The sequence below is a fragment of the Streptococcus pneumoniae genome (assembly GCF_001457635.1).
Taxonomy (GTDB): domain Bacteria; phylum Bacillota; class Bacilli; order Lactobacillales; family Streptococcaceae; genus Streptococcus; species Streptococcus pneumoniae.
In genome coordinates this window covers 718,788-737,754 of sequence record NZ_LN831051.1, presented here as the reverse complement: position 1 = coordinate 737,754, position 18,967 = coordinate 718,788, and the positions used below count along the sequence as shown (strand labels likewise).

At 38.4% G+C, this 18,967-nt stretch carries 16 protein-coding genes and 1 pseudogene; 6 read left to right on the top strand and 11 right to left on the bottom strand.

Annotated elements, in window-relative coordinates; genetic code table 11:
- Window positions 1-16: 16 nt before the first annotated feature.
- Window positions 17-892, top strand: coding sequence for an RluA family pseudouridine synthase (locus AT689_RS03890; protein WP_001809376.1), 876 nt, complete (start codon window positions 17-19; stop codon window positions 890-892).
- Window positions 893-959: 67 nt separating this feature from the next.
- Here AT689_RS03890 and gap read toward each other — a convergent pair whose 3' ends face one another.
- The 4 genes and pseudogenes from gap to nadC all read right to left on the bottom strand — a co-directional run bounded on the left by gap (window position 960) and on the right by nadC (window position 5,017).
- The gene (gene gap / locus AT689_RS03885) at window positions 960-1,967 is read right to left on the bottom strand and encodes a type I glyceraldehyde-3-phosphate dehydrogenase (protein ID WP_000260665.1); all 1,008 of its coding nucleotides are present in this window, start codon (window positions 1,965-1,967) and stop codon (window positions 960-962) included.
- 176 nt (window positions 1,968-2,143) lie between these two features.
- Window positions 2,144-3,106: an ABC transporter permease gene (locus tag AT689_RS03880; protein ID WP_001057327.1), complete on the bottom strand. Its 963-nt coding sequence runs from the start codon at window positions 3,104-3,106 to the stop codon at window positions 2,144-2,146.
- A gap of 60 nt (window positions 3,107-3,166) precedes the next feature.
- A pseudogene (locus AT689_RS11495) lies at window positions 3,167-4,014 on the bottom strand (IS630 family transposase).
- Between the two features lie 130 nt (window positions 4,015-4,144).
- Window positions 4,145-5,017: a carboxylating nicotinate-nucleotide diphosphorylase gene (gene nadC / locus AT689_RS03860; RefSeq protein WP_000022748.1), complete on the bottom strand. Its 873-nt coding sequence runs from the start codon at window positions 5,015-5,017 to the stop codon at window positions 4,145-4,147.
- A gap of 235 nt (window positions 5,018-5,252) precedes the next feature.
- Here nadC and AT689_RS03855 point away from each other — a divergent pair, with 235 nt between their 5' ends.
- The gene (locus AT689_RS03855) at window positions 5,253-6,563 is read left to right on the top strand and encodes an SLC13 family permease (protein WP_000581530.1); all 1,311 of its coding nucleotides are present in this window, start codon (window positions 5,253-5,255) and stop codon (window positions 6,561-6,563) included.
- 364 nt (window positions 6,564-6,927) lie between these two features.
- Here AT689_RS03855 and AT689_RS03850 read toward each other — a convergent pair whose 3' ends face one another.
- Together AT689_RS03850 and AT689_RS03845 are read right to left on the bottom strand one after the other, a co-directional pair.
- The gene (locus tag AT689_RS03850; RefSeq protein WP_000676514.1) at window positions 6,928-7,122 is read right to left on the bottom strand and encodes an ATP-binding cassette domain-containing protein; all 195 of its coding nucleotides are present in this window, start codon (window positions 7,120-7,122) and stop codon (window positions 6,928-6,930) included.
- A gap of 458 nt (window positions 7,123-7,580) precedes the next feature.
- Window positions 7,581-8,309, bottom strand: coding sequence for a GntR family transcriptional regulator (locus tag AT689_RS03845; protein WP_000105270.1), 729 nt, complete (start codon window positions 8,307-8,309; stop codon window positions 7,581-7,583).
- 157 nt (window positions 8,310-8,466) lie between these two features.
- Here AT689_RS03845 and AT689_RS03840 point away from each other — a divergent pair, with 157 nt between their 5' ends.
- Genes AT689_RS03840 through AT689_RS03825 form a run of 4 tightly spaced genes read left to right on the top strand, consistent with a single transcriptional unit; the run spans window position 8,467 to window position 11,807 of the window.
- Window positions 8,467-9,876, top strand: a complete 1,410-nt coding sequence (locus tag AT689_RS03840; protein ID WP_000728314.1) for a glycoside hydrolase family 1 protein — start codon at window positions 8,467-8,469, stop codon at window positions 9,874-9,876.
- 17 nt (window positions 9,877-9,893) lie between these two features.
- Window positions 9,894-11,189: a PTS sugar transporter subunit IIC gene (locus AT689_RS03835; RefSeq protein WP_000798140.1), complete on the top strand. Its 1,296-nt coding sequence runs from the start codon at window positions 9,894-9,896 to the stop codon at window positions 11,187-11,189.
- A gap of 4 nt (window positions 11,190-11,193) precedes the next feature.
- Entirely contained in the window at window positions 11,194-11,502 is a 309-nt protein-coding gene (locus tag AT689_RS03830) for a PTS sugar transporter subunit IIB (RefSeq protein ID WP_000809626.1), read from the top strand.
- Window positions 11,499-11,807 (top strand): PTS lactose/cellobiose transporter subunit IIA, encoded by a 309-nt coding sequence (locus AT689_RS03825; protein WP_000134124.1) that lies wholly within the window; start codon window positions 11,499-11,501, stop codon window positions 11,805-11,807. The genes AT689_RS03830 and AT689_RS03825 overlap by 4 nt, the downstream gene beginning before the upstream one ends.
- Window positions 11,808-12,714: 907 nt before the next feature.
- Here AT689_RS03825 and adhE read toward each other — a convergent pair.
- From adhE to tkt, 5 genes are all read right to left on the bottom strand, one after another.
- A complete protein-coding gene (gene adhE / locus AT689_RS03820) occupies window positions 12,715-15,366 on the bottom strand; it encodes a bifunctional acetaldehyde-CoA/alcohol dehydrogenase (protein ID WP_000763961.1) in 2,652 nt (883 codons plus the stop codon).
- A 299-nt stretch (window positions 15,367-15,665) separates the two neighbouring features.
- Window positions 15,666-16,076 (bottom strand): MORN repeat-containing protein, encoded by a 411-nt coding sequence (locus AT689_RS03815; protein WP_000429499.1) that lies wholly within the window; start codon window positions 16,074-16,076, stop codon window positions 15,666-15,668.
- Window position 16,077: 1 nt separating this feature from the next.
- On the bottom strand, window positions 16,078-16,506 hold the full coding sequence (locus AT689_RS03810) for a low molecular weight protein-tyrosine-phosphatase (protein WP_000737440.1): 429 nt from the start codon (window positions 16,504-16,506) through the stop codon (window positions 16,078-16,080).
- 45 nt (window positions 16,507-16,551) lie between these two features.
- Window positions 16,552-16,851, bottom strand: coding sequence for a preprotein translocase subunit YajC (gene yajC, locus AT689_RS03805; RefSeq protein WP_001069051.1), 300 nt, complete (start codon window positions 16,849-16,851; stop codon window positions 16,552-16,554).
- A gap of 116 nt (window positions 16,852-16,967) precedes the next feature.
- A complete protein-coding gene (gene tkt, locus AT689_RS03800; protein WP_000067860.1) occupies window positions 16,968-18,944 on the bottom strand; it encodes a transketolase in 1,977 nt (658 codons plus the stop codon).
- Between the last annotated feature and the right edge of the window lie 23 nt (window positions 18,945-18,967).

Below are 18,967 nucleotides of genomic sequence, written 5' to 3'. Positions count from 1 at the left end.
TTGTTACAATATCTGTATGCAATTCACATTTACATTACCCGCCTCTCTACCTCAAATGACGGTAAAGCAATTACTTGAGGAACAACTCCTCATCCCTAGAAAAATCCGTCATTTTTTGAGAATCAAGAAACATATTTTGATAAATCAAGAAGAAGTCCACTGGAACGAAATCGTAAATCCTGGAGATGTTTGCCAGTTGACTTTTGACGAGGAAGATTATCCCCAAAAGACGATCCCTTGGGGCAACCCAGACTTAGTGCAGGAAGTTTATCAAGATCAACACTTGATTATTGTAAACAAACCAGAGGGTATGAAAACGCATGGTAATCAACCAAACGAAATTGCCCTTCTTAACCATGTTAGTACCTATGTTGGCCAAACCTGCTATGTCGTTCATCGTCTGGACATGGAAACCAGTGGCTTAGTTCTCTTTGCCAAAAATCCTTTTATCCTGCCCATTCTCAATCGCTTATTGGAGAAAAAAGAGATTTCTAGAGAATATTGGGCTCTAGTTGATGGAAATATCAACAGAAAAGAACTTGTTTTCAGAGACAAAATTGGACGTGATCGCCATGATCGTAGAAAAAGAATAGTTGATGCAAAAAATGGGCAATATGCTGAAACGCATGTAAGCAGATTAAAGCAATTCTCAAACAAGACTTCCTTGGCTCATTGCAAGCTAAAGACAGGGCGAACCCATCAGATTCGTGTGCACCTTTTGCATCATAATCTTCCTATCCTGGGAGACCCTCTCTATAATAGTAAATCAAAGACAAGCCGGCTTATGCTTCATGCCTTCCGACTTTCCTTTACCCACCCACTTACTTTAGAGAGGCTAACTTTCACTACCCTTTCAAATACATTTGAAAAAGAATTAAAAAAGAATGGATGATCGTGTCATCCATTTTTCCATATAAAAAAGCAAGACCACAAAGCCTTGCTTTCTATCAACTCAAGAATTATTTAGCAATCTTTGCGAAGTATTCAAGAGTACGAACAAGTTGTGCAGTGTATGACATTTCGTTGTCGTACCATGATACAACTTTAACCAATTGTTTACCGTCAACGTCAAGAACTTTAGTTTGAGTTGCGTCAAACAATGAACCGTAAGACAGACCTACGATATCTGAAGATACGATTGGATCTTCTGTGTAACCGTATGATTCGTTTGAAGCTGCTTTCATAGCTGCGTTCACTTCATCAACAGTAACGTTCTTTTCAAGAACTGCTACCAATTCAGTAACTGATCCAGTTGGAGTTGGAACGCGTTGTGCAGATCCATCAAGTTTACCATTCAATTCTGGGATTACAAGACCGATAGCTTTTGCAGCACCAGTTGAGTTAGGAACGATGTTTGCAGCACCAGCGCGAGCACGGCGAAGGTCACCACCACGGTGTGGTCCGTCAAGGATCATTTGGTCACCAGTGTAAGCGTGGATAGTAGTCATCAATCCTTCAACAACACCAAAGTTGTCTTGAAGAGCTTTAGCCATTGGAGCCAAGCAGTTTGTAGTACATGAAGCACCTGAGATAACTGTTTCAGTACCGTCAAGAACGTCGTGGTTAGTGTTGAATACAACTGTTTTAACGTCGTTTCCACCAGGAGCAGTGATAACAACTTTTTTAGCTCCACCTTTAAGGTGTTTTTCAGCTGCTTCTTTCTTAGCAAAGAAACCAGTAGCTTCAAGAACGATTTCTACACCGTCAGTAGCCCAGTCGATTTGTTCTGGATCACGTTCAGCAGAAACTTTGATGAATTTACCGTTAACTTCAAATCCACCTTCTTTAACTTCAACAGTACCGTCGAAACGACCTTGAGTTGTGTCGTATTTCAACAAGTGTGCAAGCATAACTGGATCTGTAAGGTCGTTGATGCGTGTAACTTCAACACCTTCTACGTTTTGGATACGACGGAAAGCAAGACGACCGATACGTCCGAAACCGTTAATACCAACTTTAACTACCATTAGTGATTTCCTCCTTATGAAAATCATGAAATTTTTATTGTGAAAAGAGTAACTTGAATCACTACAAATCACCTTTCAACAAACCTATTATACAACTATTTGAGTTGAATTGCAAGTATGGCCATTGTTTTTCTATGTGAGTTTCTTTTTAAGACTGTAAATCAAGGAATCCCTTATTATTCATAGCGTAACGATTCTACAGGATCCATTTTACTAATCTTACGCGCCGGGAAGTAGGCTGAGACATAACCAAGTAATAGAGCGAAAACTAGAGTTCCTAAAACAGATAAAAGATTTAATTCAAAAACCTTAGTGATGGATGGGTAAAAGTGACTTACAATCGCATTCGCCAAACTTCCCACCCCTTGTGCAACCAAAAATGCCAGCAGCAAGGCGATGCCTACAATCCAGATAGCCTCGTAAATAAAAATTCCTTTGACATCACGATTCTGATAACCAACTGCTTTCATGACACCTATTTCCTTGGAACGTTGCATGATATTGATGTAAATAATGATACCAATCATAACCGCTGCTACCACAATAGCTTGTGATGAAAGCACAATCAATAATCCCTGAATAACACGAATAAAGGTAATCACAATATCAAGAACTCTCTGTTGAGAAAGCACAGTATACTTCTTATTTTTCTGTAATTCTTCTGTTACTACTTTTGTCTGTGATGGATCTTTGAGTTCCAAGATAAAATAAGATACAGCTTTCGTAAATCCAGCCTCTTTCAAAATCGTTTCCATTTGATGAGACAGCATGAAACTGTTGCTGTCCTCCATGTCATCTTCATCATTGATTACACGTACAATCTTCGTTTGAAATTGAGCAATCTTACTAGTTTCGGCAGCACTTTCTACAATGCTGGCTGAGACTGATTTGCCAATAAGATCATTAGCTGTCAAATTTTTTCCTGTCTGTTCATTCCAATTTTTTAGTAAACTGCTTGGAATCGTTAATCCCTGTTCATTTGTATCAGTATAGAGGGATCCAGCCAACACTTTGTCCGTCTCATGATTACTAACAGAGATACTTGTATCATCATAAAGACTCACTACTTGAGCATAAGAAGGCATCGTTTGACTCAGATCTATTTCTTGCCCATCTATAGTAATATTTGACATGTTCATCCCAAAAGGACTCTCCAAATATTTAATAGCTTCTTTCCCAACTGTATCCGTGATATATAGTCAATTGAAACAAGAGCAGGATAAAAAAGCCTCGTAAAAGGTATTGCAACTTGGTAATACCTTTTTGAGGTGCTTTTTGATATGAGCCCATGTTTTCTCAATAGGATTGTACTCAGGTGAGTAGGGAGGAAGAGGTAACAGTTTATGCCCAAACTCTTCGCATAAAAGTTCTAGCTTCCCCATTCTATGGAATCTTACATTATCCATAATAATAACCGATGGTGTGGTTAATGTTGGTAAGAGAAAATTCTGAAACCAAGCTTCAAAAAAGTCGCTCGTCATCGTCTCTTCGTAAGTCATTGGAGCGATTAATTCACCATTTGTTAGACCTGCAACCAAAGAAATCCTCTGATATCTTCTTCCAGATACTTTGCCTCTTATTAACTGACCTTTTAATGAGCGACCATATTCTCGATAAAAATAAGTATCGAATCCTGTTTCGTCAATCTAAACAGGTGCTAGGTGCTTTAAACTATTAAAATTCTTAAGAAATAAGGCTACTTTTTCTGGGTCTTGTTCATAGTAGGTGTGGTTCTTTTTTTTCGAGTGTAGCCCATAGCTTTGAGCGCATAGTGGATGGTAGTTGGATGACAGCCAAATTCAGAAGCTATTTCAGTCAAATAAGCATCTGGATTGTCAGTAAGATAGTTTTTAAGTCTATCTCTATCAACTTTTCTTGGTTTTGTTCCTTTTACTTGGTGGTTTAGCTCTCCTGTTTTCTCTTTTAGCTTTAACCAGCCATAAATGGTATTACGTGAGATTTGGAAAACGTGTGATGCTTCTGTTATACTACCTGTTCGCTCACAATAAGAGAGAACTTTTTTACGAAAATCTATTGAATATGCCATAAGAAGATTATACCTCATTGTGTACTATTTTTGGTTCATTTTACTATATTTGAAGAGGCGTTTAAACTATCTGACATAAAACTCGTTCTAGAGGAAAGACATCCTTTAAAAAGTTAGTTTATTTTACAACTTAGACATCAAGGTAGGTTAACCCCTTCATGGAAAAATCAAGACTCTTAGCACTATGGGTTAAACTACCACTGGAGACGTAATCAATCGCTAAACCACGAAAACGGCTAATAGTGGTCATATCAATATTTCCAGAACATTCAATCCGAGAACGTCCTGCAATTAGGGTAATGGCCTGTTCAATCTGTTCCAATGACATATTATCCAACATGATAATATCAGCACCCGCCGCCGCAGCTTCTTCGGCAGCAGCAAGGCTTTCCACTTCCACCTCGACCATTTTCACAAAAGGGGCATAGGCACGCGCTTGAGCAATTGCCTTTTGAACACTACCTACTGCCGCAATGTGATTGTCTTTTAGCAGGATAGCATCTGATAAATTAAAGCGATGATTATAGCCACCGCCAACTCTCACGGCATATTTCTCAAAAAGACGTAAATTAGGAGTAGTTTTTCGAGTATCAAATACCTTAATGCAATCATCGCCTAAGGCTTCTACATAAGCAGCTGTCATCGAAGCAATCCCTGATAAATGTTGTAAAAAATTCAAGGCAACGCGTTCACATGTTAAGAGACTTCTCACCGAGCCTATGATTTCTAAAACCAAATCGCCACTAGTCAAACGATCCCCATCCTTAAATTGATGAGGATTCTGGAAGGTCACCTCGGCATCAAATAGGGTAAAAACCCTTTGAAAAACGGTTAGCCCCGCTAAAACACCAGCTTCCTTGGCAAAAAGCGACACCTTGGCTTGGCCATGATGATCAAAAATGGCATTGGTACTGTAATCTTCGGAATGAACATCTTCTCGCAAGGCTGCTTTCAATGTATCATCTATTTGAAAAGGGGTTAAATCAGTTGAAATGATTGACATCACTAGATCCTCTATTTTTAATATCACTTGTAAGCACTAGAGGCAATCACTATGAACTTCCATAGGAAATCACAAGCCTGAATACCTCATTTTTAATTCTAACAAGTGTCAATACAATTGTCAAGACAATTGTATTTTTTTGTGTATAATAGTCAAGTACCAATAGGAAACAGGTGGTCTTTTGAGCGCCAAAATTGCCAACCTATTTCCATATTCTAACTGAAAGGACAATTCAATGATTCATTTAATAATGATTAGCGCCATTGCTCTAGCCATTGGAATTGGTTACCGCACCAAAATCAATATTGGCCTGCTGGCTATTGCTTTTTCTTACCTCATCGCAACCACTCTCATGGGATTAAGCCCCAAAGAACTTCTTCATTTTTGGCCAACCTCACTCTTTTTTACCATTTTTAGCGTCTCTCTCTTTTATAACGTTGCAACAACTAACGGTACTCTTGATGTCTTGGCTCAACACATTCTCTACCGCACACGCACCCATCCTAACGCCCTCTACATGATTTTATACCTGATGGCAACCCTTTTGTCTGCTTTAGGTGCTGGATTTTTCACTACTATGGCCGTTTGCTGTCCTCTAGCGATTACCCTCTGTCAAAAAGCGGACAAACACCCTTTGATTGGAGCTCAAGCCGTCAATTGGGGAGCTTCAGGAGGGGCTAATTTGATAACCAGTAGCTCAGGCATTGTCTTTCAAGGCCTGTTTAAGCAAATGGGATGGGAAGAGCAAGCTTTTTCACTTGGCAATCATATCTTTATCGTCAGCATTATCTACCCACTCATCGTCTTGCTTTTATTATCCTGTTACAGCCACTATAGTAAGGGAAGAACAAACTCATCCTTGACTATTGACCAACCACCACTCCTCAGCAAGGTTCAAAGACAAACCACCTTGCTCATGATCAGCAGCATGGTTTTGGTTTGGCTTTTTCCCTTGTTGCATCTCATTTTCCCAAACATCGCCTGGATAGCTACTTATCAAAAAACATTTGATATTGGCTTTGTCTCAATACTCATGGTCTGCCTCGCCTTAAGGCTCAAATTAGGGAAGCAAGAAGCCATTTTGGCTAAAGTTCCCTGGGCTACAATTATCATGCTCTGCGGCATGAGCTTACTAATGTCTCTAGCGGTCAAGTCAGGTTTAGTCACACTGATAGGGCACCTCATGACAACAACCATTCCTCATTTCTGGTTACCTCTGTTCTTTTGTGTGATAGCCGGAGTGATGTCACTCTTTAGTTCCACCCTATCCGTTGTAGCTCCAGCCCTCTTTCCCATCATTGCTATCATCAGTGCTCAAAATCCTCAGATTGATATTCACTTACTCACAACAGCCACCGTTATTGGCGCTCTATCTACTAATATCTCACCCTTTTCATCAGCTGGTTCTCTCATTCAACTCTCACTCCCCAATATAGAGGAACGCGGTCTTGCCTTCAAAAAGCAAATTATTCTGGGTGTCCCTATCAGCTTAAGTTTGGGACTCTTGACCACCTGGATTCTCATCCTTCTAGCTTCCTTAAGTTAGATTCATTATCTAACTTAAGGGTGGACTTGGTATAATAAAGTAGACACAAAATTAAGTGGAAACGAGGAAAAGTCATTATGCCAAGAAAAACCTTTGATAAAGCCTTCAAACTCTCTGCTGTAAACCTCATCCTGTAAAAATAATTAGTTCAACTTTAAAAATTCATCCCAATAGTCTTTATCGATGGATTCAAGAATATGAAAAATATGACGAAGTGCGTTCCCAGGACATGGGAGCGCACTTCGTCATACTCAATTTGAGATATAGTGAAATGAAATAAGAACAGGACAAATAGATCAGGATAGTCAAATCGATTTCTAACAATATTTTAGAAGTAGATGTGTACTATTCTAGTTTCAATCTACTATAGTAAAGTTGACTTTCCTGTACCATTTTTACCAGTAATTAATGTCACGCCTGAACTCGAAGTATCAAAAGAAATATTATCAAACAATATACGATGATCCACCCTATACGAAATATTTTCTACTTTCATTTTTTCTCCTTTTGAACTAATAGCAAAAGAAACAGTTCTGTTTTCATACTCTTTCCCCTTCATCTATATTATTCGTAATGAAAAATAAAAAATAAAATTTTTTTAAATGATTATGATTCAGAATTTATTTAATATATTAAAAGAAGATATGAACAAATAAATTGGGAGATTGAAATTCATTTCTAGCAATTTTTTAGAAGTCACAGTCTACTATTCTAACCTCAGTATACTATATGTGTTACAAGAAAAGACTCAAAAACTTCTCGTCAGTGTAAGAATGTTTGAAACACTATTTAAAACTAAATAACTATAAGAAGTAGATCAGGTGAACAATTTCAGTACCTACTCTATAAGCTATACGAAGATATTTTTCAACATGATGGATAAAACGATCACTCTTTTAAAGCCATCTTATTTAGAAAAGAGAAACCATTTAAGCATAGATGGGACCTTCTTGCCCTGTTTTAAATTTTTCTTAAACTAGAGTCTGTAAAAGATTGGCTTCATTTTCACATTTTCTCCTAGGAGGAATGTCGTAATGCAAAAGAATTAAATTCAAATAAATCATAGCGATGACGACTAATCGAGTACTCAAACGGAGTTCCGTTATCCAAATAAGCCACTTGTTCTACTTCAAATACCGGTTCCGTTGGAAGGAGCTGCAAGTAATGTTGCTCATTTTCTGAACTAGAAGAAGCTCGCAAGATTTTTGTAGCACTGGCAATATGCAATCCTAACTTTCCTTCAATGTAATTGTAAATCGATTTTTGTAAAATATCTTCAGTAATACCTGGAATAACATCGGTACTCATATAAGTTTGTTCCAGAACATAAGGTTTACCGTCAATAATACGCAGACGGTAAATATTATAAACTGGACTCTGCAAAGCGACCTGTAGTTTTTCTGCTAAAAATTCATTTGCAAATTCTAATTTGAAGTGAATAATCCTCGAGTCAATTGTAGAATGAGCATCTTCAGATATTTTTGTCAGTCCCCGGATATCTCTTTCTGGAACGATTAATTTTCTTTTTGAGCTGCCACGAGAGAGAACAAAGGTTCCCTGCCCACGTTTTCTAAAAATTAAGCCCTCAGAAACTAACAAGTCTAAAGCTTTTTTGATCGTCATTCGACTACAGGCAAACTGTTTAGCTAATGTCATTTCATCAGGCAATTGTTCGTTCATGGTATATTTATTACAAAGAATCTTTTCACGAATCTCATTGTAAATAAATAAATATTTTGTACTCATTTAATCTGGTTCTCTCTATAATATTCTAATAGTAGTATAACAAAGTTCAAGAAATGAGGCAAACACAAGATATGTATCAACAATTTTTAAAAATGTCTAGACAAATTTTAAAATTATGCTATACTTTATGTATAGAATAATAGAAAGGAGGTTGAGCATGAAAAAAAAGTTAGTATTTCCTAATCTGTTTTGGTGGGGAGCTGCTTCTAGCGGACCTCAGACAGAAGGTCAATATGGAAAAGTACATGAAAATGTGATGGACTACTGGTTCAAAACGCATCCAGAAGATTTTTTCGATAATGTCGGACCTCTTGTAGCCAGTAACTTTTTTCATACTTACACCGAAGATTTCCACTTGATGAAGGAAATTGGAGTTAATTCTTTCCGCACTTCCATCCAATGGAGTCGACTCATCAAGAATTTAGAGACAGGTGAGCCTGATCCAAAAGGTATTGCTTTCTACAATGCCATCATTGAAGAAGCTAAAAAGAACCAGATGGATCTTGTGATGAATTTACATCATTTTGATTTACCAGTGGAACTTCTTCAAAAATACGGTGGTTGGGAAAGCAAACATGTAGTGGAGTTATTCGTGAAGTTTGCCAAGACTGCTTTCACATGCTTTGGAGATAAGGTTCATTACTGGACAACTTTCAATGAGCCAATGGTCATTCCAGAAGCAGGATACTTATATGCTTTCCATTATCCAAATCTAAAAGGAAAGGGAAAAGAGGCCGTACAAGTCATCTATAATCTAAACCTTGCTAGTGCAAAAGTGATTCAACTATATCGCTCATTAGGACTTGATGGAAAGATTGGGATTATTTTAAACTTGACACCTGCTTATCCAAGAAGTAATTCTCCAGAAGACTTAGAAGCAAGTCGATTTACAGAAGACTTCTTTAACAAAGTCTTCTTGAATCCAGCTGTTAAAGGAACTTTCCCAGAAAGATTGGTAAAACAGCTAGAGAGAGATGGCGTGTTATGGAGTCATACCGAAAAAGAGCTTCAACTGATGAAATCAAATACGGTTGATTTTCTTGGAGTAAACTACTACCATCCAAAACGTGTTCAAGCACAAGCAAATCCTGAGGAATATCAGACGCCCTGGATGCCAGACCAATACTTCAAAGAGTATGAATGGCCGGAGCGTCGCATGAATCCATATCGTGGTTGGGAAATTTTTCCGAAAGCCATTTATGATATTGCTATGATTGTGAAGGAAGAATATGATAATATTCCATGGTTTATCAGTGAAAACGGAATGGGTGTTGAAAACGAAGCACGGTTTATCGATGAAAATGGAGTTATCGATGACGTGTATCGTATTGAATTTTATGAAGAACATTTAAGATGGCTACATAAAGCCATTGAAGAGGGAAGTCACTGTTTTGGATACCACGCTTGGACCGCATTTGATTGCTGGTCTTGGAATAATGCATATAAGAATCGTTACGGATTTATCTCCGTTGATTTAGAAACGCAAAAGAGAACCATCAAGAGCTCAGGAAGATGGTATCGCAAAGTAAGTGACAATAACGGTTTTGAAGTAGAAATTGAGGAGTAAAGAGAGGAGATATTCAGATGAAAAACTCAAAATTTATAGATCAATTTGCCACCTTTGCTGGTAAACTAGGGAACCAAATTCATTTAAAAACCCTAAGAGATGCATTCGTAACAGTAATGCCATTATATATTTTGGCAGGTTTAATCGTTCTTTTGAACAACACGGTATTTAAGTGGATTTTCCAAGGGGATACATTAACAAAATTCCAATATTGGGGAATAACAATTGCAAACGGTACTTTAAGTATTTCAGGTATGATTATTGCTGTAATGGTTGGTTATTTCTTAGCTAAAAACAGAGATTTCGAAAACCCGTTAGCAGCATCAATGCTATCATTAGTTTCTTTAATTGTGATGATGCCAAATACAGTTTCTGTAGTTCCTGACGGAGCAAAAGATGCGGTAAACATTTCAGGTGTTCTTTCATTCAACAACACAGGTACAGGCGCAATGTTCGCCGGGGTTATCGTAGCGATTATTGCAACAGAATTATTCATTGAATTATCAAACGTTAAAGCTTTACAAATGAACCTTGGTGAAAATATTCCACCAGCTGTTAGTAGATCATTTAGCGTATTACTTCCAGTCATGACCGTCATCTCCTTATTTGGGGTTGTTTCAGCATTATTATTCAATATAACTGGAATGAACTTAATCTCAATCATTACAATCTTTATTCAAGAACCAATTCGTCATATTGGTACAAGCTTAATCGGGGTCATTATTATTTACTCTTTAGGAAATATGTTATGGCTATTTGGTATTCACCAAGCAGTTATTTACAGTGCCATCCTAGAACCATTACTATTAATTAACATTACTGAAAACATCACTGCAGCAAATAATGGACAAGCCATTCCACACATCATCAACTTATCACAAATACAAACATTCGCTTTAATGGGTGGTAGTGGATCTACATTATGTTTATTAATAGCAACATTCTTAGTGAGTCGCAATGCTGTTTCTAAAAACGTGGCTAAATTATCTTTTGGACCTGGTATCTTCAATATCAATGAACCAGTATTATTCGGTTACCCAATCGTTTATAACATTTCATTAGCTATTCCATTTATCACAGTTCCAGTCCTTGGTATTTTAATCAGCTACTTAGCAACAGTTACAGGATTCATGAGTCCTGCATTTATACAAGTTCCTTGGACTACACCAGTATTCTTAAATGCATGGTTAGCAACAGCAGGGGACGTGAGAGCAGTTCTAGTTCAATTCATCATCTTTGCACTTGGAGTTCTTCTATACATTCCATTTATCAAAGTTAATGACAAAGTTGTTGAACAAGAAATGGAAGGTTAAGATTATGAAACAAATTTTATTAGTATGTAATGCGGGAATGTCGACAAGTATGCTTGTTAAAAAAATGCAACAAAGTGCGACTGAACGTGGGATTGAAATTTCTATCCAAGCAAAATCAATGACAGAAGCTAAAAAGAATATCCATGAAGCAGATGTCATTCTAATTGGGCCACAAATTCGTTATGAGTTACTTGCTGTGAAAGAAATTGCAGGAAATACCCCTGTAGATACCATTGATATGCGGGATTACGGAATGATGAATGGAGCAAAAGTTCTGGAACAAGCACTTGCATGGATAGGAGAAATAAGATGACAGAAGAAATGGAATATATCTGTTTTCAGCTCATTGCCAATAGTGGAGCAGCCAAATCATCCTTTATTGAAGCCATCCAACTAGCTAAGGCGGGAAATTTAAAAGAAGCGAAAATTAAAGTTGAAGAAGCGGAAGACTCCTTAGTAGAAGCGCACAAGATTCACTCTAATCTCATACAAAAAGAAGCTACTGGAGAAAAAATAGGATTCTCCTTGCTATTTATGCATGCAGAAGACCAAATGGCTTCAACAGAGATTATTCAGTTGCTATCTAAAGAATTCATCGATCTCTATCAAAATAAATAGGAACACTGTCGTTCCCATCTGTCTTTATTAATGACGGCTACATTGTAGGAACCTCCAAAAGTTGGACAAAATGATTGAAAGGATTGGATCCTGCATTACACAAGATCCAATCCTTTTCTTTTACTCTAGTTTTTATAATGTATTGAATCTAGAATAGTCCACTGCAATTTCTAAAAAATTGCTGGAAATAGATGTTAAGCTCCAATTTATTTGTTTATATCTTATTTCAGTTTACTATACTAGCTTATTATTCTAGTGAAAAATTGAATGAGCCACTATTTATTTAATATGTATGATGAGGGAATGACTCAAAAACTTCTTGTCGATATAAGAATATCTGAGATAGTATTTTAAAACGAAAGGATTATAAAAGCTCATTTCCTTCGCACTTATTTTATAGAGATCTATCATTATACTCTTTAGAAATCAAAAAGCAACACACCTTGTCATCGTTTTCTCGTTTGCTCTTTGATTTTAATTGGGCCTTAGTAAATACTACTCTTAAATTAAACTATAGTGAATTGAAATAAGATGTGAACAACTCTATCAGGAAAGTAAAATTAATTTCTATAAATGTTTTAGCAATTGTTTCGTACTATTTTAGATTCAGTCTACTATACTATATTTTTTATATATTAAAATGAAATAAGAACAGGACAAATCGATCAGGACAGTCAAATCGAATTCTAACAATGTTTTAGAAGCAGAAGTGTACTATTCCAGTTTCAATCTATTATATATTTTGTTTCTATTCTAGTTTTTCAAAAAGGGCAAAAAGGCCTCAATATCATAAAAAGGCATCCTATCAGGTGTTCAAAAACCTTGATAGGATGCCTTTTATCATAGAAAAAGTACTGGATCTTTCCCTCAAATTGAGTTTTTGTCTTGCTTCTAGACTGATAAACAATTATTTACGGCGTCCTGGTCTTTCTTTGTAGCCATAGTATGCATCTTCGATGATTTCTTGCATATGGTCTACCATTGGAAGACGTGGGTTAGCTGGTGAACATTGGTCTTCATAAGCCAGGAAGGCTAATTCACGAGAATGTTCTTTCCATTCTTTTTCGTCAATTCCTTGGTCTCTAAAATTCATTTGGATCCCAATACGTTCACCGAGTTCGTAGACAGCTTTTGCGTAAGATTCAACCCCTTCTTCTGGAGTAGAAGCTGGAAGTCCAAGCATGCGTGCGATATCTTGGTATTTTTCATCTGCACGGTAGTAGTTGTACTTAGGCCATGTTGCTGTCTTAGCTGGACGTGTACCGTTGTAACGGATAACGTATGGAAGCAAGATAGCATTTGTACGACCGTGGATTGTGTGGAATTGCGCACCAATCTTATGGGCCATTGAGTGAGAAATACCTAGGAAGGCATTGGCAAAGGCCATACCAGCGATTGTTGAAGCGTTATGCATTTTCTCACGTGAGTGGAAGTCTGCATTCTTAACTGAGCTTTCGAGATTTTCAAAGACCAATTTAATGGCTTGAAGTGCTAAACCATCAGTGTAGTCACTAGCCATTTGTGATACGTATGCTTCTGTCGCGTGAGTCAATACGTCCATACCAGTATCAGCAGCAACAAATCCTGGAACTGTCAATACCAAAGCAGGATCTACGATTGCCACAGTTGGTGTCAATGAGTAGTCAGCGATTGGGTATTTACGGTTGTTTGCTTTATCAGAGATAACGGCAAATGGTGTTACTTCAGATCCTGTACCAGATGTAGTTGGAATCGCGATGAATTTAGTCTTCTTACCAAGCAATGGGAACTTGAAGGCACGTTTACGGATATCCATGAATTTTTGGACAAGGTCACGGAAGTCCACTTCTGGTTGCTCGTAGAAGAGCCACATTACTTTGGCAGCATCCATTGGAGACCCACCACCGAGTGCGATGATGGTATCTGGTTTGAAGGCACGCATAATCTCAGTACCACGGTTTACAGTTGTGATATCTGGATCCGGTTCTACATCCGCAAAGATTTGGTAAACAACCTTATTGCGACGAAGGTCCAGTTGTTCGATGATACGATCAAGGAAACCAAGCTCTACCATGGCATGGTCAGTAACGATCATGACACGTTCAACGTCACGACATTTTTGAAGGTATTGAATTGAATCACGTTCAAAGTATGTTTTTGAAGGAAGTTTCATCCATTGCATGTTATTTCTCCGTCTTCCGACTTTTTTGATATTCAAGAGGTTAATGGCACTAACGTTATCCCCAACTGAGTTGCGTCCGTAAGAACCACATCCAAGTGTCAATGATGGCAAGAAGGCATTGTAAACGTCCCCGATACCACCAAAAGTAGAAGGTGAGTTACAGATAACACGAATAGCTTTAACAGCTTTACCAAATTCTTTAGTCAATTCTTCGTCAGCTGTGTGGATAGCTGCTGAGTGTCCAAGACCGTTAAATTCAACCATTTGACGAGCCTTAGTAATACCATCTTCACGGCTTTCAGATTTCAAAACTGCAATAACTGGTGACAATTTTTCACGAGTCAATGGCTCATTTTCGCCAACTTCTTTACATTCTGCAGCAAGAATGTTTGTTCCTTCTGGAACTGTAAATCCTGCTTGTTCTGCAATCCAAGTTGCTGGTTTACCAACGATGTCAGCGTTCAATTTTGCACCAGCACAGTTTTTGCTGTTTGCTTTGACGCCGAAGCAGAACTCTTCAAGAAGAGCTTTTTCTTTTTTGTTTACAAAGTAAGTGTGGTAAGATTTGAACTCTGCTACAAATTCATCGTAAATTTCTTTATCAATGATAACTGCTTGTTCAGATGCACAGACCATACCGTTATCAAATGATTTAGACATGACGATATCGTGTGCTGCTTGACGAATGTTTGCTGATTTTTCAACATAAGCTGGAACGTTTCCGGCACCTACCCCAAGAGCTGGTTTACCACATGAGTATGCGGCTTTAACCATGGCATTACCACCTGTTGCAAGGATTGTTGCAATACCTTCGTGGTTCATAAGGGCACTAGTTGCTTCCATAGATGGTTGAGTGATCCACTGTACACAGTTTTCAGGAGCACCAGCTGCGATAGCTGCATCGCGGACGATACGAGCTGCATGAGCAGATGATTCTTGTGCTGATGGATGGAAGGCAAAGACGATTGGGTTACGTGTCTTCAATGAAATCAATGATTTGAAGATTGCTGTTGATGTTGGGTTTGTTGTTGGAGTAATACCACAAACAACACCAACTGGTTCAGCAATAAGAGTCAATCCTGTTACATCGTCTTCTTCGATAACGCCAACTGTCTTAGTGTGGCGCATGTTGTTTACTACGTGTTCACAAGCAAACAAGTTCTTAGTTGCTTTGTCTTCAAATACACCACGTCCTGTTTCTTCAAAGGCATGTAAAGCCAATTCTCCGTGGGCATCCAAAGCTGCTACTGATGCTTTGGCAACGATGTAGTCAACTTGTTCTTGATCCAATTTACGCATTTCTTCAAGGGCAACTAGAGCTTTTTGAACCAACTCATCTACGTGTTTTTCAGCAACGAGTTTCTTTTCCTCTGGTGTCACAGTTTTTTTATCAGCCATATTTTCCTCCATAGCTTTCAAGGAACGATATCCTTTGTTAATTTTTTCACAAGTTTATTATAACGCATTATTTCAACTTTGTAAACAGTTTCATAAACATTTCACAAAGAATTTTTAAACTCTTGTGAAACTTTTCTCATTTTCTTTTCTTATCAAGTTTTATCTTTGAAGTTTGTGAAATTTATTTCAAATATTTTTTATTTCACAAACTTGCTTGGAAGAGGGATTTGGAAAGAAAGGGATTCACAGGTAAGCGCTTACCTTGTGATTCTAATAATACCTCCTTTGATAAGGAGGCTTTATTTTTGTTGAAAAACGCCTTGTTTAAAAGTTCCTTCATAAACGACTTCTTGTTCTGTTGTTAGTTTCCCTTTTCCTTCAGCCTGACCATTTACAAAATCACCTTCGTAGGTCCAGCCTTCTTTAGATTGAAAGGTACCTTTTCCGTTGAAGGCTCCATTGTTGAAGCCACCTGTATATTGGTCTCCATTTTGGAAGGTAATGGTACCTTGGCCATTCATTTTACCACGGACAAGACTGCCATCATAAACAATCGTTCCATTATCGAGTTTTAAGACACCTTTTCCTGGAATATTTAGAAAAAAGACGAGTACAGCACAGAAAACAATGGTAACTACTGCCAAAAGCTCTAAACGTGGACGAGTCAGATAGACACGATACTTTTCGTAAAAATTCGTAAGATTTTCCACCTTAACTCTCCTTTTCTAAACGTTCTAACCAAGCTTGACAGCCCTCTTGAACACGTCGATAGGTTTCTTCAAAATCTCCTGTATACCAAGGGTCTGGAACACTTTCAGATGAAAATGAGTAAATCTTATCTTGACAGTCTACTGGACACATCTGACGTAAGTCAGAAATATTTGAAGCGTCCATTCCGATAATATAATCAAAGGCTTCAAAATCTTCCTTACTAATCTGAAGCGATGTCTTGTTCTTGTCATAAGGAATCTCATACTCTTGAAAAATTCCCTGAGTCCCCTTATGAATCGGATTGCCATGTTCCCAAGAGGAAGTTGCTCGACTTTGGATTTCGTAGTTATCTGTCATTGATTTCATAACAAACTCGGCCATAGGGCTACGGCAAATATTTCCCAGACAGACAAAGACTAATTTTTTCATCCCATTTCCTTTCTTTTATAGAAAACGGGAGTTCGTGATCCCGTCTTATTTTTCAATTGCGCCTTCTAGTGAAGCTGTTTCTTTCAGCGGTAATACTGTCTTGATAGCAGCTAGTTCAAAAGTCAAGTAAACTCCATCTACGTCAAGAACTATTGTTCCCTTCTCCGTATCTACTTCATCGACTGTTCCATAAAGTCCACCGATTGTAATCACTTCATAGCCTTTTTGTAGTTTATTTAAGCTTTCCATACGCTTTTGAGCTTGTTTCTTTTGAGAACGTTGCATAAAGAACATCAAGGCCATCATACCTACAAGCATGATTAAAAAAGTAATATTTGGATTCATTGTTTTCTCCTTTGTCTTTTACATAGGACTACTATATCAAATTTCAGCTACTTTTACAAGATTGTACCTTACTTTTCTGGTAAGAAAAACCAGAGCTTACGCCCTGATTTTTAGGATTATTTCAAATTTCGAACAACTTTTACAAGATTTTCGACAGTAAAGCCATATTCTGCCAATACTTTTGGTGCTGGGGCAGAGGCTCCGAAGGTATCAATACCTAGAACGGCACCATCGAGACCAACATATTTGTACCAGTTTTGACTTGCACCCATTTCGACTGCAACACGACGGCGGACTGCATTTGGAAGAATTTCTTCCTTGTAAGCTGCATCTTGTTTATCAAAGACATCTGTAGATGGCATGCTGACTACGCGGATTTTTTCGCCTTGACTAGCCAATTCTTTAGCAGCTGAGACAGCAAGATTAACCTCTGAACCTGTCGCAATCAAGATGGTATCAAAGTCGGCTGCATTTTCATATACAACATAAGCACCTTTAGCAACCTTGTCGAAGTCTGTTCCATCTTCAACAGTCAAGTTTTGACGTGTCAAGACAAGGGCAGTTGGTGTTTTCTCACTTGTCACTGCAAGGTACCAAGCTGCTTGCGTTTCACGCGCATCTGCTGGACGGAAAACATTTAGATTTGGCATAGCACGAAGACCTGCTAAATGCTCAACTGGTTCGTGAGTCGGACCATCTTCCCCAACTGCGATTGAATCATGGGTAAAGACATAAGTCACAGGAAGTCCTTGTAAGGCTGACAAGCGGACAGCTGCCTTCACATAGTCAGAGAAGACGAAGAAAGTTCCACCGTATACACGAAGTCCACCATGAAGGGCCATCCCGTTCAAGATTGTTCCCATTGCAAATTCACGAACACCAAACTGAATGTTACGATTCAAGCGATTGGTATCGTCTTGAAGTCCATCCGTCTTGATATAAGTCATGTTTGAGTGAGCAAGGTCAGCTGATCCACCTAGGAAGGTTGGTAATTTAGCTGCCACAACATTCAAGGCATCTTGACTTGAATTACGAGTTGCTTGAGAAAAACCATTTTCTAAAGCTGGGAAGTCTGCTGGAGTCACTTCGACTGGATCACGTCCGTCGATGATGGCTTCTACTTCTGCAGCCAGTTCTGGATGAGCTTCTTTATAATCTGCAACTAATTTAGTCCAAGCTTGATAAGCTGATGCGCCACGGTCTGCAACATGTTCTTTGAAATCAGCATATACTTGTTCTGGAATTTCAAATGGTTCGTAGTCCCAACCGAGGGCTTGACGAGTTGATGCAGTTTCATCTGCTCCAAGAGGGGCGCCGTGTACAGCATTAGTTCCTTGTTTGTTTGGAGAACCGTATCCAATAACCGTCTTCACTTCAATCAAAGATGGCTTGCCTGAAGCTTTTGCTGTTTCGATAGCAGCATGGATGGCTTCCAAGTCTGTTCCATTTTCAACCAAGGCAGTATGCCAACCGTAGGCATTGTAACGGTCACGAACACTTTCTGTAAAGGAATCCTTTGTCTCACCATCCAAGTTGATATCATTTGAATCATAAAGAACAACCAACTTATCAAGTTTTTGCAAACCTGCGTATGAAGCTGCCTCGCTTGAGACACCTTCCATCAAGTCTCCGTCTCCACAGATAACGTAAGTATAGTGGTCAAAGATATTGTAGCCTTCACGGTTATATTTGGCTGCCAAGAAACGTTCTGCTTGGGCAAAACCAGTAGCAGTTGAAATCCCTTGCCCTAGAGGACCTGTCGTAGCATCAATCCCTGCCGTATGACCAAATTCTGGGTGACCTGGTGTTTTTGAACCCCATTGACGGAAACTCTTAATCTCATCCATGCTGACATCTTCAAAACCAGAAAGGTGAAGAAGAGCATAAAGGAGCATTGAACCATGACCTGCTGAAAGAATAAAGCGGTCGCGGTTAATCCAGTTTGGTTGAGCTGGATTGATATGAAGTTGTTTTGTAAAGAGGCTGTAAGCCATCGGAGCCGCTCCCATAACCACACCTGGATGACCTGAGTTGGCTTTATTAATGGCGTCAATACCTAGAAAACGAATTGCATTAACAGATAGATTTGACATAGAATTTCCTTTCTATTTGAGGT

Coding starts and splice junctions, on each gene's coding strand:
- gap (WP_000260665.1), bottom strand. CDS start 1,967: ATGGTAGTTAAAGTTGGTATTAACGGTTTCGGACGTATCGGTCGTCTT.
- AT689_RS03855 (WP_000581530.1), top strand. CDS start 5,253: ATGATTCATTTAATAATGATTAGCGCCATTGCTCTAGCCATTGGAATT.
- AT689_RS03830 (WP_000809626.1), top strand. CDS start 11,194: ATGAAACAAATTTTATTAGTATGTAATGCGGGAATGTCGACAAGTATG.
- AT689_RS03835 (WP_000798140.1), top strand. CDS start 9,894: ATGAAAAACTCAAAATTTATAGATCAATTTGCCACCTTTGCTGGTAAA.
- AT689_RS03840 (WP_000728314.1), top strand. CDS start 8,467: ATGAAAAAAAAGTTAGTATTTCCTAATCTGTTTTGGTGGGGAGCTGCT.
- nadC (WP_000022748.1), bottom strand. CDS start 5,017: ATGTCAATCATTTCAACTGATTTAACCCCTTTTCAAATAGATGATACA.
- AT689_RS03825 (WP_000134124.1), top strand. CDS start 11,499: ATGACAGAAGAAATGGAATATATCTGTTTTCAGCTCATTGCCAATAGT.
- AT689_RS03810 (WP_000737440.1), bottom strand. CDS start 16,506: ATGAAAAAATTAGTCTTTGTCTGTCTGGGAAATATTTGCCGTAGCCCT.
- tkt (WP_000067860.1), bottom strand. CDS start 18,944: ATGTCAAATCTATCTGTTAATGCAATTCGTTTTCTAGGTATTGACGCC.
- AT689_RS03890 (WP_001809376.1), top strand. CDS start 17: ATGCAATTCACATTTACATTACCCGCCTCTCTACCTCAAATGACGGTA.
- yajC (WP_001069051.1), bottom strand. CDS start 16,851: ATGAATCCAAATATTACTTTTTTAATCATGCTTGTAGGTATGATGGCC.
- AT689_RS03880 (WP_001057327.1), bottom strand. CDS start 3,106: ATGAACATGTCAAATATTACTATAGATGGGCAAGAAATAGATCTGAGT.
- AT689_RS03845 (WP_000105270.1), bottom strand. CDS start 8,309: ATGAGTACAAAATATTTATTTATTTACAATGAGATTCGTGAAAAGATT.
- AT689_RS03850 (WP_000676514.1), bottom strand. CDS start 7,122: ATGAAGGGGAAAGAGTATGAAAACAGAACTGTTTCTTTTGCTATTAGT.
- adhE (WP_000763961.1), bottom strand. CDS start 15,366: ATGGCTGATAAAAAAACTGTGACACCAGAGGAAAAGAAACTCGTTGCT.